The following is a 14,084-nucleotide window of genomic DNA, read 5'->3' on the forward strand; positions in this document are numbered from 1 at the left end:
TTACCCCTCCATTAATAATAATTCTGGATTATTCAATAAACGTTTGATATGATTCATAGCATTTTGGCCAGTAGCACCATCAATTTGTCTGTGGTCAAAGCTTAATGATAATGATAATACTGGTGCAGCTATTATTTCTCCATCTTTAACAATTGGTTTTTGTGCAATACGGCCAATGCCTAATATAGCTACTTCTGGGTGATTGATTACTGGAGTGAACCATTGTCCACCAGCAGAACCAATATTACTAATCGTACATGTAGCATGTTTCATTTCATCTGCAGCTAATTTTCCGTCACGTGCTTTAACAGCAAGTTCGTTAATTTCGTCTGAGATGCTGAACATTGATTTACGGTCTGCATGTTTAACAACAGGAACTAATAATCCTCTGTCAGTGTCTGCAGCAATACCGATGTTCCAGTAATGTTTGTGTACAATCTCGCCAGCATCTTCGTTAAATGAAGTGTTAAGCGCTGGATATTTTTTAAGTGCAGAAACAAGTGCTTTAACAACATAAGGTAAGAAAGTTAATTTAGTACCTTGTTCAGCTGCAACTTCTTTGAATTTTTTACGGTGATCCCATAATTCTTGAACATCAATTTCATCCATTAATGTTACGTGAGGCGCAGTGTGTTTTGAGTTAACCATTGCTTTACCAATTGCTTTACGCATTGCAGGTATTTTCTCAGTTGTTTCTGGGAATTCGCCTTCTGTAGAAACTGGTGCTGATTGTGCTGCACTTGAAGTTTCTTCAGTTGTTGTAGCTGCACTTTCATTTGAAGCTGCTTCTCCGCCACCATTTAAGTAAGCGTCCACATCTTCTTTAGTTGTACGGCCATTTTTACCTGAACCTGAAACAGCTTTAATGTTAACGCCATTATCACGAGCATATTTACGAACTGAAGGCATTGCTTTAACGCGTTTGCTTTCATCTATTTCTTCGTCTTTAGAAGCTTGTGCAGGTGCTTCTTCTTTAGTGCTTTCTTCTGCAGGTGCTTCTGTTTCTTCACTTGCTGAATCGTCACTTTCACTACCTTTGAATTGCATTTCTTCTGCATCTGGTGAATCGATTTTTACGATTGTGTCACCAACAACTGCTACAGTACCTTCATCTACTAGTACTTCTTCAATAGTACCTGAAACAGGTGATGGGATTTCAACAACTGATTTATCGTTTTGTACCTCAGCTAAAATATCGTCCTCTTCAATTGTATCTCCAGATTTAATAAACCATTTTACAATTTCACCTTCGTGGATACCTTCACCAATGTCGGGTAATTTAAATTCAAATGCCACGTTATTATCCTCCTAAAAATTCATATTAAGTCAAAAATTAGAAATTGAGCGATGAACAATTAAGTCACTATCTCATGCTATAAATATAAATTTAGATGAAGTAGGTGTATCAACTAAACTGATATCATCCTACTTCATTAAATATATATTAAAATTCTAAAGTTTCTTTCGCTTTTTCAATGATGTCGTTTTTGTTTGGTAACCAAACATTTTCAGCTTGTGTAAACGGATAAACTGTATCTGCCGCTGCAACACGAGCGATTGGCGCTTCTAATGAAAGAATAGAGCGTTCTGCTAATTCAGAAACAACTTGTGCTCCAACACCAGCTTGACGTTGCGCTTCTTGTATTACTACAGCACGTCCTGTTTTTTCTACTGAAGCAACAAGTGTTTCGATATCGATTGGTTGAACTGTACGTAAGTCAATAACTTCGACTGAATAACCATCTTTTTCTAACTCTTCTGCTGCTTTTAATGACTCTTGTACCATTGCACCATATGCAATAAGCGTAATGTCATTACCTTCTTGTTTCACGCTTGCTTTACCAATTTCAATTGTGTACTCTTCTTCAGGTACTTCATCACGGAAAGAGCGGTATAATTTCATATGTTCTAAATATACAACTGGGTCATTACTTCTGATTGCTGAGATTAATAATCCTTTAGCATCATACGGATTAGACGGAATTACAACGTGTAAACCTGGTGATTGAGCTAAAAGACCTTCTAAGTTGTCAGCATGCAATTCTGGTGTATGAACGCCACCACCAAATGGTGCACGAACAGTAACAGGTGATTGTTTAGAGTTACCAGAACGGAAACGCGTACGCGCAATTTGTCCTGCTATAGAGTCGAATACTTCAAATACAAATCCTAAGAATTGTACTTCCATTACTGGACGGTATCCTTGAGTAGATAAGCCTAAAGCTAGACCACCAATACCAGATTCAGCTAAAGGTGTATCAAATACACGGTCTTCACCGAATTCTTTTTGTAAACCTTCAGTTACACGGAAAACACCACCGTTAACACCGACGTCTTCACCGAAAAGTAAAACATTTTCATCGTTTTGTAATTCGGTTTTAAGCGCGTTGTTAATCGCTTGAACCATTGTCATTTGTGCCATCGGTTACTTCGACTCCTTCTCTTTATAGATTTCATATTGCTCTGCTAAATGTGGAGGCATTTCTTCATACATGTTTTCCATCAAGTCAGTAACTTTTTGTTTTTCAGTATTATCTGCCTCTTTAATAGCAACTTTAATTTCAGATTTTGCACGTTCGATAACTTCATTTTCTTTATCGCCAGTCCATAAACCTTTATTTTCAAGATATTTTCTGAAACGAACTAATGGATCCTTTTTCTCCCATTCAGAATCTTCATCAGATGTTCTGTATTTCGTTGGGTCATCTCCAGCCATAGTATGTGGACCATAACGATAAGTGATTGTTTCAATTAAAGTTGGACCTTCACCATTAACAGCTCGATCACGCGCTTCTTTAGTTGCTTGGTATACTGCTAAAGCATCCATACCATCAACTTGAATACCTGGGATACCAACTGCAATAGCTTTTTGAGCTAATGTAGTAGCAGCAGTTTGCTTGCTACGTGGCGTTGAAATCGCATAGTTGTTATTTTGTATAACGAAAATTGCAGGTGCTTTATATGCAGAAGCAAAGTTAATACCTTCGTAGAAATCACCTTGTGACGAACCACCATCACCAGTATAAGTAATTGCTACAGCACTTTTACCACGTTTTTTAATACCAAGCGCTACACCAGCAGTTTGAACATACTGTGCACCGATAATAATTTGTGGGCTTAATGCGTTAACGCCTTCAGGCATTTGATTACCTTTAAAGTGTCCTCTTGAGAATAAGAAGGCTTCAGTTAAAGGTAAGCCTTGCCAGATTAATTGTGGAACATCACGGTAACCTGGTAATATAAAATCTTCTTGTTCTAAAGCGTATTGTGAAGCTAATTGCGAAGCTTCTTGTCCTGCTGTAGGAGCATAGAAACCTAATCTCCCTTGTCTGTTTAATGAAATAGAACGTTGGTCAAGAATACGTGTCCAAACCATTCTCTCCATTAATTCAACTAATTGCTCGTCTGATAAATCTGGTACTAGATCTTCATTAACGATGTTACCATCTTCATCCAAGATTTGGATCATTTCAAATTGAGATTCAGTATCTTTCAATACTTTCTCTGCATCGAATTGGGCTTTCAATTTCGGAGCCATTCAATTCACCATACCTTTCCCGTATAATAGAAACTTATTTTATCCTTCAATATTGTACCACAAAACTGTTACACTGTTAAATAATTTGAAAAAGTTCTGTAATACTTAAGACAAGTACAGTTTTTAATCTGTACCACTGTTTTTCATAGCGCTGTACTACTCCAAAACCGAGTCACTATAAAGTAATTCCCTTAAAATTGTAAGCGCCCTCATATCATATGCTATAACGTAGCTTTTTAAAATTCAAATTTATCGCTTTTAAATTTAAGAAAGATTGTCTACATCTTCTTTTTCTTTGTTCACTTTATTCATTGCATCTGAGTATTTTTCAAATGATTTATTCATATTTTTATATGATTTCGAAACCGCTTCTGCTTTATTGTCTATTTGCTCTTGACTCACTTCGTCACCCGAAGTATAACCAAACATATCTTTTTCCTTATTCAAAATATTTTTATATGCTTTGGCGTATTCATCATGTGCTTTGTATTTATCTTTAAGCGCTTGGTTCAATTGTGTCACTTCTTTTTTCTTATCTTCATCGCTTATATTATCAACATGCTTTTCAGCTTTTTTAAATGCTTTTTCTGAGTTATCTAAAGCTTCCTCTTCTTTTTTAAATGTTTTTTCTCTTTCTTCAACATTGTCCACGACTTTTTTCGAAGTATCTTTCACTTCTGCTTGGTCCTTACCATTAATTTGCTCAACTAATTTTTGCTTGTCTTGTTCAAGACTATTTAATTTCTTCCCTACTGAAGATACAGGTTTCTCTTCATCAAATGCTTTTTGTACTTTTTCGTTATAATCTTCTATTTCACCTTTGTCTGTTGTACACCCCGCTACTAACATTGTAGAAGCGAGTATCGCACCGATGCTATACTTTAATTTCATTTTTTGAGAAATCCTCCTTTATTTGTGTGTTATATTATATAATATTTTATAAGAAATCAAATGTATCACTGTATTTTAAGCGTTAAACTTTGGTATATTTTATATTAAGGAAGGTGTATGAACAAAATGATAACAATGAAAGATATTATCCGAGATGGTCACCCCACACTTCGTGAAAAAGCAAAAGATGTAACAATACCGCTTTCTGACGAAGATCGTGAAACTTTAAAAGCTATGCGCGAATTTTTAATTAATAGCCAGGATGAGGAAACAGCTAATAAGTATGGACTTCGCTCAGGAGTTGGACTTGCTGCTCCACAAATTAATATTGCCAAAAAAATGATAGCAGTTTATTTACCAGATGATGGTGATGGCAAAAGTTATGATTTAGCATTAGTTAACCCTAAAATCATGAGCCACAGCGTTCAAGAAGCTTATTTACCAACTGGCGAAGGTTGTTTAAGCGTAGATGAAAATATTCCAGGACTCGTCCACCGTAAATATCGAATCACGGTAAAAGCTACAGATATAGATGGTAATGACGTGAAATTACGTTTAAAAGGTTACCCAGCTGTTGTCGCTCAACATGAGATAGACCATATAAATGGCGTAATGTTTTATGATCATATTGATCCAAACAACCCACTTACGCCACATGAAGATGCAGTAGAAGTTTAAGCTATTAAAAATAATATGCCGTTAGCACATTGAGGATTTCTCAAAGCTAACGGCATTTTTTACATAAAGTCATCTCTTCGTTCAGTAAATGGTATATCTAATTTTTTGAGTTCTGTCTTTAAGTCGTTTAATTCTTTAATGTCTATAAATTCTGGGTCATGATTATGTTTAACGTAATTTTGATCACCATTTACAGTATCAATTATTTCATTATAATTAAAAAACATGATTACTTGTTCTGTACGGATTTCAAAAGTGATATCTTGAAATATTTTATCGTTTCGATTTTTTTCTTTTTTAACATCTTCTATAATTCTTTTCACTCGATCCATTTCTATCACCCTTACCCATCTATCGTTTCTATATTTAATATATTACTCTGTGCAATATTAAATAATAACTCTCTTTCATCATAATTAACTTTCAACGCACACTCAAGTTTTATGATGATTTATTGCAGTATTTTACATAACTAAAGATTTGAATTTGCGGATTAAATATTAATTATAATAAAAATGAAATTATTTGTACTTATTAAAAGAGGCACTAAAGATAAAACTGCTTTATTTATTCTACTACATCATGTAAAATGAGAAATAACTGAAAACATATGAAACATAGTGTTTGTAGTTTTCTAAACGAACGAACTGAAGATCTCCCTAGAAACATACTGGGCAAAAAAACTAGTATGTTCTATTTATATACAGTATCAGTGTCCATGCATAATTAGAAGTGCAGTTAATTTCAAATAACCAATGGATACTTAACACTTTTATATTACTAGGGTTTTACTATACAAAATTAAAAATCAAACATGATTTTAGGAGGAAATATATAAAATGGCAGTATTTAAAGTTTTTTTTCAAAAAACAAAAGAAGAAGTAATAGTACGTGAACACACACAAACAATTTACGTTGAAGGACAAACAGAAGAACAAGTAAGAAGATATTTAAAGGATCGTAACTTTAACATTGAATTTATTACTAAATTAGAGGGCGCACATTTAGAATACGAAAAACAATCAGATCACTTCAATGTGGAGCAAGCTGAATAATGAAACAAATTCACAAAAATGAAGTTGCGGTTTATGCGCTTGGTGGCTTAGGCGAAATTGGTAAAAATACTTATGCCGTTGAGTATCAGGACGAAATCGTTATTATCGATGCAGGTATCAAATTCCCTGATGATAATTTATTAGGTATCGACTATGTCATTCCTGATATTACTTATTTAGAACAGAACCAAGATAAAATTGTTGGTCTGTTTATCACTCACGGACATGAGGACCATATAGGTGGTGTGCCCTACCTATTAAAGCAAATTAATGTGCCTATATATGGTGGACCATTAGCTTTAGGTTTAATCAGAAATAAATTAGAAGAACATCATTTATTAAGAACTGCAGAACTTATTGAAATTGATGAAAGCAGTGTCATAAAATCTAAGCATTTTGAAGTTTCATTCTATCTAACTACACATAGTATTCCAGAAGCATATGGTGTTATCGTTAACACGCCAGAAGGAAATATTGTGCATACGGGTGACTTCAAATTTGATTTCACACCAGTTGGTGAACCTGCAAATATAGCTAAAATGGCAAAATTAGGTGAAGAAGGCGTACTTTGTTTGCTTTCTGACTCTACTAATTCACTTGTACCAGACTTTACGCTAAGTGAACGTGAAGTTGGTCAAAATGTTGAAAAGATATTCCATGATTGTAAAGGTCGAATCATATTTGCTACATTTGCATCAAACATTTACCGTGTGCAACAAGCAGTTGAAGCTGCAATTAAACACAATCGTAAAATTGTTACATTTGGTCGTTCAATGGAAAACAACATTAAGATTGGTATGGAATTAGGCTATATCAAAGCACCACCAGAAACGTTTGTTGAGCCAAATAAAATCAATACCGTGCCTAAGCATGAATTATTGATTCTATGTACAGGTTCTCAAGGTGAACCAATGGCAGCATTATCTAGAATTGCCAACGGTACACATAAACAAATTAAAATCATCCCTGAAGATACAGTTGTATTTAGTTCTTCACCTATTCCAGGTAATACGAAAAGTATTAACCGCACAATAAATTCACTTTATCGCGCTGGTGCTGAAGTTATTCATAATAAAGTATCTAATATTCACACTTCTGGTCATGGTTCTAAAGGTGATCAACAATTAATGTTACGTCTGTTACGTCCTAAGTTCTTTTTACCAATCCATGGTGAATATCGTATGCTAAAAGCACACGGTCAATCAGGTATTGAGTGTGGCGTTGAACCAGACAATGTGTTTATCTTTGATATTGGTGATGTCTTAGCATTGACACATGACTCTGCTAGAAAAGCTGGTAGAATTCCATCAGGTAATGTATTAGTTGATGGTAGTGGTATTGGCGATATCGGTAATGTAGTCATTCGTGATCGTAAACTATTATCAGAAGAAGGTTTAGTGATTGTCGTTGTAAGTATAGACTTCAAAACAAATAAACTACTTTCTGGACCTGATATTATCTCACGTGGTTTCGTATACATGCGTGAATCTGGACAATTGATTTATGATGCACAACGTAGAATCAAAACGGATGTTATTTCAAAATTAAATCAAAATCCAGAGATTCAATGGCATCAAATTAAATCATCAATCATTGAAACGTTACAGCCTTATCTATTTGAAAAGACTGCACGTAAACCAATGATCTTACCAGTCATTATGAAAGTAAATGAAGATAACAATCAATCATTTGCTAAGAAACCTAGCCCTAAAAATGATAAACCTAAAAACAACAACACGAAAGCACCAACAAAAAATCCAAAACCTAACAATCAAGACAAGAAAAAAAAACAATAATAACAACAATCCAAAACCTAAACCTAAAAAAGATGAAACAAATCAATCATCTGAATCATAGGTATTATAAAACAGTCCACACATTGTCAAAACATTGTGTGGGCTGTTTTGCTATGACTAATCTATTTTATATAAATTGATTATTTTGCAATGTAAAAGGAATTCTATAATTTCTACTGCTTAAGATGGTATTTTAAGTCTTTTACCATTGATTAACATACCTCGTTTAATTAATAGTATTTTAATGATTCTGCAACTGAATTGGATATAAAAAAGAAGCCTCCTGTTTTGGAGACTTCTTCAATATTACTCATTTATCGAACCACTTTTTTCTCAAAACGATTTAAGTCATTATCATGCCCTATCATAATTAATATATCACCGATTTCAATACTAATATTAGGGTCAGGAGAAACTAATATTTCTTTACCTCTTTTTATAGCAATAATACTTATCCCGAATTGTGCTCGAATACCTAATTCTATAATGGTTTGGCCAGCCATTTTTTCGCTCGCTTTAATCTCTACAATTGAATGTTCATCTGCAAGTTCTAAATAATCTAACACACTTGCACTTGCGACATTGTGAGCAATTCTTCTTCCCATATCTCTTTCAGGGTGAACAACCGTATCCGCGCCAATTTTATTTAAAATTTTTGCGTGATAATCATTTTGCGCTTTAGCTGTTACTTTTTTTACACCTAACTCTTTTAAAATTAAGGTTGTTAACGTGCTTGATTGTATATTCTCACCTATAGCTACGATGACATGATCAAAATTTCTGATACCTAAACTTTTCATAACAGCTTCATCTGTTGTGTCAGCAATGACAGCATGTGTCGCAATATCACTATATTCGTTTACACGTGCTTCATTCATATCAATTGCCATAACATCCATATCTAATGCGTTAAGTTCTCTTACTATACTGCCACCGAATCGACCTAAGCCGATAACCACATACTCTTTGTCCATATGCGTCCTCCAATTTAAAAAATCACGGATAAGATAGCTATTCATCAGTCAAGACGAACTAGTGAATAACTATCAATACCTCATTTTAAAAAATTAATTTATTTTTTTCCTTCAACATAATCTTTGTCGAAAACAAATAATCTTAATAATAATATTAACGATGGAATGAGTAAAAGTAAACCTAAAACAAATGCAATAATTAAAGCAATGGCCATGCTACTATTAACAACGCCTTCATCTATACGAACATATGGGTATAGAATGTATGGCATTTTGCTGGCACCATATCCGAAAAATGCAAATCCCATTTGTAGTATAACAAGGATAAATGCAAATCCGTGCCATTTTTTCATTAACGTAAGTACCATAACACCTATAAAGCTTATAAAGCTTAGTAGGAACATCCACCAATAATCAGTTACTGCGCTTAAGAAATGCGCTTCGTTTTGTAGTCTTAACGATACAAATACGAATAATGAAATTGCAATCATCGGTGGTCCCCAGAACAAGAACCAATATCTTAATAAATCATATGCTGGTTTATCTTTAGCTTTTGAAGCATAGTACGTAAGGAAGCCTGAAGAAATGTATAGCACTGATATAACAGCTAAGAATACGACAGACCATGAATAAGGACTCAAGGCTAATTCAATCCAGTCCAAATCTATATTATCACCTGAACCTGTAATAAAGCCCCCTTCTGATATTGTTAACGTTGTAGCAAGCGCTGCTGGAATAAACAATCCTGACAGGCCGTACATTGCTAACCAAATGAGTTTTGAATCAGGTCCATAATTTTCAAATGCGTAAAAGCTACCTCTAATTGTTAGTAATATTAATGCTATTGAAGCCGGTACGAGTAGTACCGTACCAAAATATTTTGCCGCATCAGGGAAAAATCCTACGATGCCAACGAAAAAGAATACAAAGAAAACGTTTGTTACTTCCCACACAGGATTTAAATAACGACCTATTAAATGGTTAATTTGTTTATCTTGTTTAGTTACTTTTGCGTGAAGTGTAAAGAACCCAGCGCCAAAATCAATAGAGGCGATAATAATATAAGAGAATAAAAATATTCCAAGTACTGTAATACCTATATAAGCAAATATCATTACTCATCACCTCTTTCTGGTGTATTTTCTTCTACATCTTTATATGCTGGTTTATTTCTGAACATACGAATTAATACATATGCGGTAGTCACGATTAAAATCATATATAAGATACCGAATAATATTGTCACGAGTGTTAAACCACCTGCTTGAGTTGCAGCATCAGCTACTTTAAGGTAACCACGAACCAACCATGGTTGACGACCTTGTTCAGTTAAGAACCAACCAGCTTCAATTGCAATCATTGCTGCTGGTCCAGTTAATAATGCACCATACAATATTGGTTTTGAATAAGTGAATTTGCGTAATTTCTTAAATATAAGCGTTAATATAAACGCGCCTGATACGATTAAGCAGAAAACACCCATAGAAACCATAATATCAAAGTAATAGTGTACAATCATCGGTGGATGCAGTTCTTCTGGAAACTCATTTAATCCTTTTACTTCAGTATTTGTATTATTGTCAGCCAAGAAACTGAGTATACCAGGTATTTTTATGGCACCTGATACTTCTTGTGTTTCTTCATCTAAACTACCAAAGAATATTAAATCTGCATTGGACTCTGTTTCAAAGTGCCATTCATAAGCAGCAAGTTTTTCTGGTTGCTCTTGATGTAGAAACTTAGCTGATAAATCTCCAGCTAACATAGAACCTAAAGTAAATACTACGCCAAGAATCATTGTTAGTTTCAATGCTTTTTTATGATATTCTGTATCTTTCTTGAATTTGTTTTTCAATAATTTAAATGCAGCAATTGCAGCAAGTACAAATGCCATCGTCATAAGTGCTGTAGCAACAACGTGGAACGATCTAATTAAGAACGATTCGTTAAACATTGCTGCCCAAGGTTGGACGTTAACCATTTTTCCATCTTTCATATCGAAGCCAGCTGGTGTATTCATAAATGAATTGACCGCTGTAATGAAAAATGCTGAGAATGTACCACCTATAATGACGGGAATACTAATAAGGAAATGGGTCCATTTACTCTTAAATCTATCCCATGTATATAAATAAATACTTAAGAAAATTGCTTCAAAGAAGAAAGCAAATGTTTCCATAAATAATGGTAATGCAATAACGTGACCACCCATTTGCATAAATGTTGGCCATAATAGTGATAATTGCAGTCCAATAATTGTACCTGTCACAACACCAACAGCTACCGTAATGGTATATCCTTTAGACCATCTTTTGGCTAATGTTATATATTTTGGATCATTTCTTTTTATACCTAAAAATTCAGCAACAGCAAACATTAATGGCACGCCCACACCAATCGTTGCGAATATGATATGAACCGCGAGTGTCATCGCAGTTAAAAAACGGGCTAATTCAACTGAATCCATAATATCACCTTTTTTATTTATTTGTGACAAAAATCACAACGTTTATTCATTATAAACTACTTTACGTTGTATTGAAATAAGTTGCGTTCAAAATATAGTGACAAATTAATGACCACTTGCATGTAAGTCAAAGATTTGTAATAATTTAAAAAGTTTCTTATATTAAAGTATATCGAATTTAAAATAGGAAGGATGAGTTTTAATGGATCAAATAATTATTTATACGCAAAATGAATGCCCACCTTGTACTTTTATTAAAAACTATTTGTCAGATAAAGGCGTGTCATATAGCGAAAAAAACATCTCAAATTCCAAATATAGAAATGAAATGATAGACTATGATGCTTTCGCCACACCTTTTATCTTGTTGAATAATGAGCCGATGTACCAAATTGATATTGATAAAATCAACCGTACTTTAAATATAGAATAATCATCAAACAATGTAGCTATCCTACATTTGAATGAGTAAATCTTTCACTTTCTAAACTATATGATTTTTAGTGTTATTACAAAGTTACTGTTTAACAACATGCAATGACTTACTACATTAATTCTTAATTTTTTTAATTCATAGCAAAATAAAAAAGCTGATAGCGCCACTATAAGTGGTCTATCAGCTTTTTTCGAACTCAAATGTTCAATTATTATTTATTATTTAGCATATTGCTCAACTAGTTCTTGTACTTCTTCAGAAGTTGCACAATTAATTGCTCTTTGTGACAATTCTTCCATTTCATTTTGGCTTAAACCTTTGATTTGACGACGCGCTTTAAGTACTGATGTAGCACTCATTGAGAATTCATCTAATCCTAAGCCTAATAGTAATGGAATAGCGATTTCGTCGCCTGCCATTTCGCCACACATACCAGTCCATTTACCTTCTTTATGTGATGCTTCGATCACTTGTTTTACTAAACGTAAAATTGAAGGATTGTATGGTTGATACAAGTATGAAACGCGTTCAGACATGCGGTCAGCCGCCATTGTATATTGAATTAAATCATTCGTTCCAATACTGAAGAAGTCAACTTCTTTTGCGAAGACATCTGCTAATGCAGCAGTTGAAGGAATTTCAACCATGATACCTAATTCAATATCATCAGAAACTTCTGTACCTTCTTGTTTTAAGTTTTCTTTTTCTTCAAGTAATAATGCTTTAGCATCACGGAACTCATTGATTGTTGCAACCATTGGGAACATGATATTTAATTTACCGTAAACAGATGCACGTAATAATGCACGAAGTTGCGGTCTGAAAATATCAGGTTGGTCTAAACATAAACGAATCGCACGATAACCTAAGAATGGATTCATTTCTTCAGGTAGATTCAAATATGGTAACTCTTTATCGCCACCGATATCTAATGTACGTACAACAACACGTTTATCTTCCATCGTTTCTAAAACTTTTTTATAGGCTTCGAATTGTTCATCTTCAGTAGGCATTTCATCTCTACCCATATATAAAAATTCCGTACGATATAAACCAATACCTTCTGCACCATTTTCAATAACACCTTTTAAATCATTAGGTGTACCGATGTTTGCAGCTAATTCAGCATGTTTACCGTCAATTGTTTTTGTTTCTTCATTGCGCAATTTTTGTAATTCTTTTTTATCTTCGAAGAAACGTTCACGTTTATTTTCATAAGCGATCACTTCATCATCTGTAGGATCAATAATTACTTCACCAGTTAATCCATCAACGATAATTATATCGCCTTGTTTAACGTCTTTAGTAATAGATTTTGTACCTACAACTGCAGGAATCTCTAAAGAACGGCTCATAATTGCTGAGTGTGATGTTCTTCCACCAATATTTGTTACAAAGCCTTGCACGAATTCTTTATTTAACTGAGCAGTATCTGAAGGTGTTAAATCGTTTCCGATTATAACAACGCTTTCATCAATGATACTTGGGTTTGGTAACTCTACACCTAAAATATGTGCTAACACACGTTTAGAAACGTCACGGATATCAGCAGCACGTTCTTTCATGTATTCATTATCCATATTTTCAAATATAGTAATGAATTGTCCAGTTACTTCAGATAATGCAGTTGGTGCGTTAACTTGGTCATTTTTAATCTTGTCTTCAATCGGTTGAATTAACTCTGGATCATCTAAAACTAATAAATGAGCATCAAAAATTGCTGCTTTATCAGCACCTAGATTTTTTTCAGCGTTATTTCTTATTTTTGTTAATTCAACTTTAGATGTTTCGATGGCATCATTGAACTTAGCAATTTCAGCGTCGATATCTGTAATCTTTTCACTATTATATGAAAGATCTGGTTCAACTAATAAATATGCTTTGGCAATCGCTACACCATCAGATGCAGCAATACCATTTATATAGTTAGACATATTATTTAGTTAATCCTTCTTTAGATAAAATCTCAGTGATTGCTTCGATTGCGTCTTTTTCATCGCTACCATCAGCGTAGATAGTGATTTCAGCATCTTTACCTACACCTAAACTCATAACACCCATGATTGATTTCAAGTTAACTTTTTTACCGTTATATTCTAATTGAATATCTGAATCAAATTTTGAGGCAGTTTGAACAAGCATTGTCGCTGGACGAGCGTGAATACCTGTTTCATCGATAATTACATATGATTTTTGTTCCATAATTTATTTCTCCTTCGTATAGTTAGAATCGTTAGTTTATTATAAAA

14 protein-coding genes are annotated in these 14,084 nt (G+C 33.9%); 4 read left to right on the forward strand and 10 right to left on the reverse strand.

What is annotated here, in order from left to right; genetic code table 11:
- The 4 genes from ACP3TL_RS07140 to ACP3TL_RS07155 all read right to left on the reverse strand — a co-directional run bounded on the left by ACP3TL_RS07140 (nt 1) and on the right by ACP3TL_RS07155 (nt 4,429).
- Nucleotides 1–1,296, reverse strand: coding sequence for a dihydrolipoamide acetyltransferase family protein (locus ACP3TL_RS07140; RefSeq protein ID WP_069832432.1), 1,296 nt, complete (start codon nt 1,294–1,296; stop codon nt 1–3).
- Nucleotides 1,297–1,444: 148 nt separating this feature from the next.
- Complete coding sequence (locus tag ACP3TL_RS07145; RefSeq protein WP_057511840.1) at nt 1,445–2,422, reverse strand: alpha-ketoacid dehydrogenase subunit beta; 978 nt, start codon at nt 2,420–2,422, stop codon at nt 1,445–1,447.
- A gap of 3 nt (nt 2,423–2,425) precedes the next feature.
- Nucleotides 2,426–3,538, reverse strand: coding sequence for a pyruvate dehydrogenase (acetyl-transferring) E1 component subunit alpha (gene pdhA / locus ACP3TL_RS07150; protein WP_069816408.1), 1,113 nt, complete (start codon nt 3,536–3,538; stop codon nt 2,426–2,428).
- A 264-nt stretch (nt 3,539–3,802) separates the two neighbouring features.
- A complete protein-coding gene (locus ACP3TL_RS07155) occupies nt 3,803–4,429 on the reverse strand; it encodes a YkyA family protein (RefSeq protein WP_069816410.1) in 627 nt (208 codons plus the stop codon).
- A gap of 126 nt (nt 4,430–4,555) precedes the next feature.
- On the opposite strand from ACP3TL_RS07155, the gene def reads away from it, so the two are divergent.
- Nucleotides 4,556–5,107: a peptide deformylase gene (gene def, locus ACP3TL_RS07160; RefSeq protein ID WP_285336731.1), complete on the forward strand. Its 552-nt coding sequence runs from the start codon at nt 4,556–4,558 to the stop codon at nt 5,105–5,107.
- 59 nt (nt 5,108–5,166) lie between these two features.
- Here def and ACP3TL_RS07165 read toward each other — a convergent pair whose 3' ends face one another.
- Nucleotides 5,167–5,439 carry a hypothetical protein gene (locus tag ACP3TL_RS07165; RefSeq protein ID WP_069816412.1) on the reverse strand — a complete coding sequence of 91 codons (273 nt, stop codon included), beginning with the start codon at nt 5,437–5,439 and terminating at the stop codon, nt 5,167–5,169.
- A gap of 507 nt (nt 5,440–5,946) precedes the next feature.
- Between ACP3TL_RS07165 and ACP3TL_RS07170 the strand changes: the two genes are divergently transcribed.
- Nucleotides 5,947–6,162 (forward strand): DNA-dependent RNA polymerase subunit epsilon, encoded by a 216-nt coding sequence (locus ACP3TL_RS07170; RefSeq protein ID WP_002508008.1) that lies wholly within the window; start codon nt 5,947–5,949, stop codon nt 6,160–6,162.
- The gene (gene rnjA / locus ACP3TL_RS07175) at nt 6,162–7,958 is read left to right on the forward strand and encodes a ribonuclease J1 (RefSeq protein WP_285325516.1); all 1,797 of its coding nucleotides are present in this window, start codon (nt 6,162–6,164) and stop codon (nt 7,956–7,958) included. Before ACP3TL_RS07170 ends, rnjA begins: the two co-directional genes overlap by 1 nt.
- Before the next feature lie 314 nt (nt 7,959–8,272).
- On the opposite strand, the gene ACP3TL_RS07180 is transcribed toward rnjA, so the two are convergent.
- The 3 genes from ACP3TL_RS07180 to ACP3TL_RS07190 all read right to left on the reverse strand — a co-directional run bounded on the left by ACP3TL_RS07180 (nt 8,273) and on the right by ACP3TL_RS07190 (nt 11,399).
- The gene (locus tag ACP3TL_RS07180; protein ID WP_285336732.1) at nt 8,273–8,932 is read right to left on the reverse strand and encodes a potassium channel family protein; all 660 of its coding nucleotides are present in this window, start codon (nt 8,930–8,932) and stop codon (nt 8,273–8,275) included.
- A 98-nt stretch (nt 8,933–9,030) separates the two neighbouring features.
- On the reverse strand, nt 9,031–10,047 hold the full coding sequence (locus ACP3TL_RS07185) for a cytochrome d ubiquinol oxidase subunit II (protein WP_069832430.1): 1,017 nt from the start codon (nt 10,045–10,047) through the stop codon (nt 9,031–9,033).
- Complete coding sequence (locus ACP3TL_RS07190) at nt 10,047–11,399, reverse strand: cytochrome ubiquinol oxidase subunit I (RefSeq protein ID WP_069816418.1); 1,353 nt, start codon at nt 11,397–11,399, stop codon at nt 10,047–10,049. Before ACP3TL_RS07190 ends, ACP3TL_RS07185 begins: the two co-directional genes overlap by 1 nt.
- Nucleotides 11,400–11,601: 202 nt before the next feature.
- On the opposite strand from ACP3TL_RS07190, the gene ACP3TL_RS07195 reads away from it, so the two are divergent.
- Nucleotides 11,602–11,832 carry a glutaredoxin family protein gene (locus ACP3TL_RS07195; RefSeq protein ID WP_069832429.1) on the forward strand — a complete coding sequence of 77 codons (231 nt, stop codon included), beginning with the start codon at nt 11,602–11,604 and terminating at the stop codon, nt 11,830–11,832.
- Between the two features lie 221 nt (nt 11,833–12,053).
- Here ACP3TL_RS07195 and ptsP read toward each other — a convergent pair whose 3' ends face one another.
- Together ptsP and ACP3TL_RS07205 are read right to left on the reverse strand one after the other, a co-directional pair.
- Nucleotides 12,054–13,769 (reverse strand): phosphoenolpyruvate--protein phosphotransferase, encoded by a 1,716-nt coding sequence (gene ptsP, locus ACP3TL_RS07200; RefSeq protein WP_069832428.1) that lies wholly within the window; start codon nt 13,767–13,769, stop codon nt 12,054–12,056.
- Between the two features lies 1 nt (nt 13,770).
- Nucleotides 13,771–14,037: a phosphocarrier protein HPr gene (locus ACP3TL_RS07205; RefSeq protein WP_069816423.1), complete on the reverse strand. Its 267-nt coding sequence runs from the start codon at nt 14,035–14,037 to the stop codon at nt 13,771–13,773.
- Nucleotides 14,038–14,084 lie beyond the last annotated feature (47 nt).

Origin of the sequence: Staphylococcus caseorum (assembly GCF_049943195.1) — a bacterium.
Lineage (GTDB): Bacteria > Bacillota > Bacilli > Staphylococcales > Staphylococcaceae > Staphylococcus > Staphylococcus equorum_A.

Excerpts from the sequence above, each read along its gene's own strand:
- ACP3TL_RS07145 (WP_057511840.1), bottom strand. The coding sequence starts at position 2,422 with ATGGCACAAATGACAATGGTTCAAGCGATTAACAACGCGCTTAAAACC.
- pdhA (WP_069816408.1), bottom strand. The coding sequence starts at position 3,538 with ATGGCTCCGAAATTGAAAGCCCAATTCGATGCAGAGAAAGTATTGAAA.
- ACP3TL_RS07155 (WP_069816410.1), bottom strand. The coding sequence starts at position 4,429 with ATGAAATTAAAGTATAGCATCGGTGCGATACTCGCTTCTACAATGTTA.
- def (WP_285336731.1), top strand. The coding sequence starts at position 4,556 with ATGATAACAATGAAAGATATTATCCGAGATGGTCACCCCACACTTCGT.
- ACP3TL_RS07165 (WP_069816412.1), bottom strand. The coding sequence starts at position 5,439 with ATGGATCGAGTGAAAAGAATTATAGAAGATGTTAAAAAAGAAAAAAAT.
- ACP3TL_RS07170 (WP_002508008.1), top strand. The coding sequence starts at position 5,947 with ATGGCAGTATTTAAAGTTTTTTTTCAAAAAACAAAAGAAGAAGTAATA.
- rnjA (WP_285325516.1), top strand. The coding sequence starts at position 6,162 with ATGAAACAAATTCACAAAAATGAAGTTGCGGTTTATGCGCTTGGTGGC.
- ACP3TL_RS07180 (WP_285336732.1), bottom strand. The coding sequence starts at position 8,932 with ATGGACAAAGAGTATGTGGTTATCGGCTTAGGTCGATTCGGTGGCAGT.
- ACP3TL_RS07185 (WP_069832430.1), bottom strand. The coding sequence starts at position 10,047 with ATGATATTTGCTTATATAGGTATTACAGTACTTGGAATATTTTTATTC.
- ACP3TL_RS07190 (WP_069816418.1), bottom strand. The coding sequence starts at position 11,399 with ATGGATTCAGTTGAATTAGCCCGTTTTTTAACTGCGATGACACTCGCG.
- ACP3TL_RS07195 (WP_069832429.1), top strand. The coding sequence starts at position 11,602 with ATGGATCAAATAATTATTTATACGCAAAATGAATGCCCACCTTGTACT.
- ptsP (WP_069832428.1), bottom strand. The coding sequence starts at position 13,769 with ATGTCTAACTATATAAATGGTATTGCTGCATCTGATGGTGTAGCGATT.
- ACP3TL_RS07205 (WP_069816423.1), bottom strand. The coding sequence starts at position 14,037 with ATGGAACAAAAATCATATGTAATTATCGATGAAACAGGTATTCACGCT.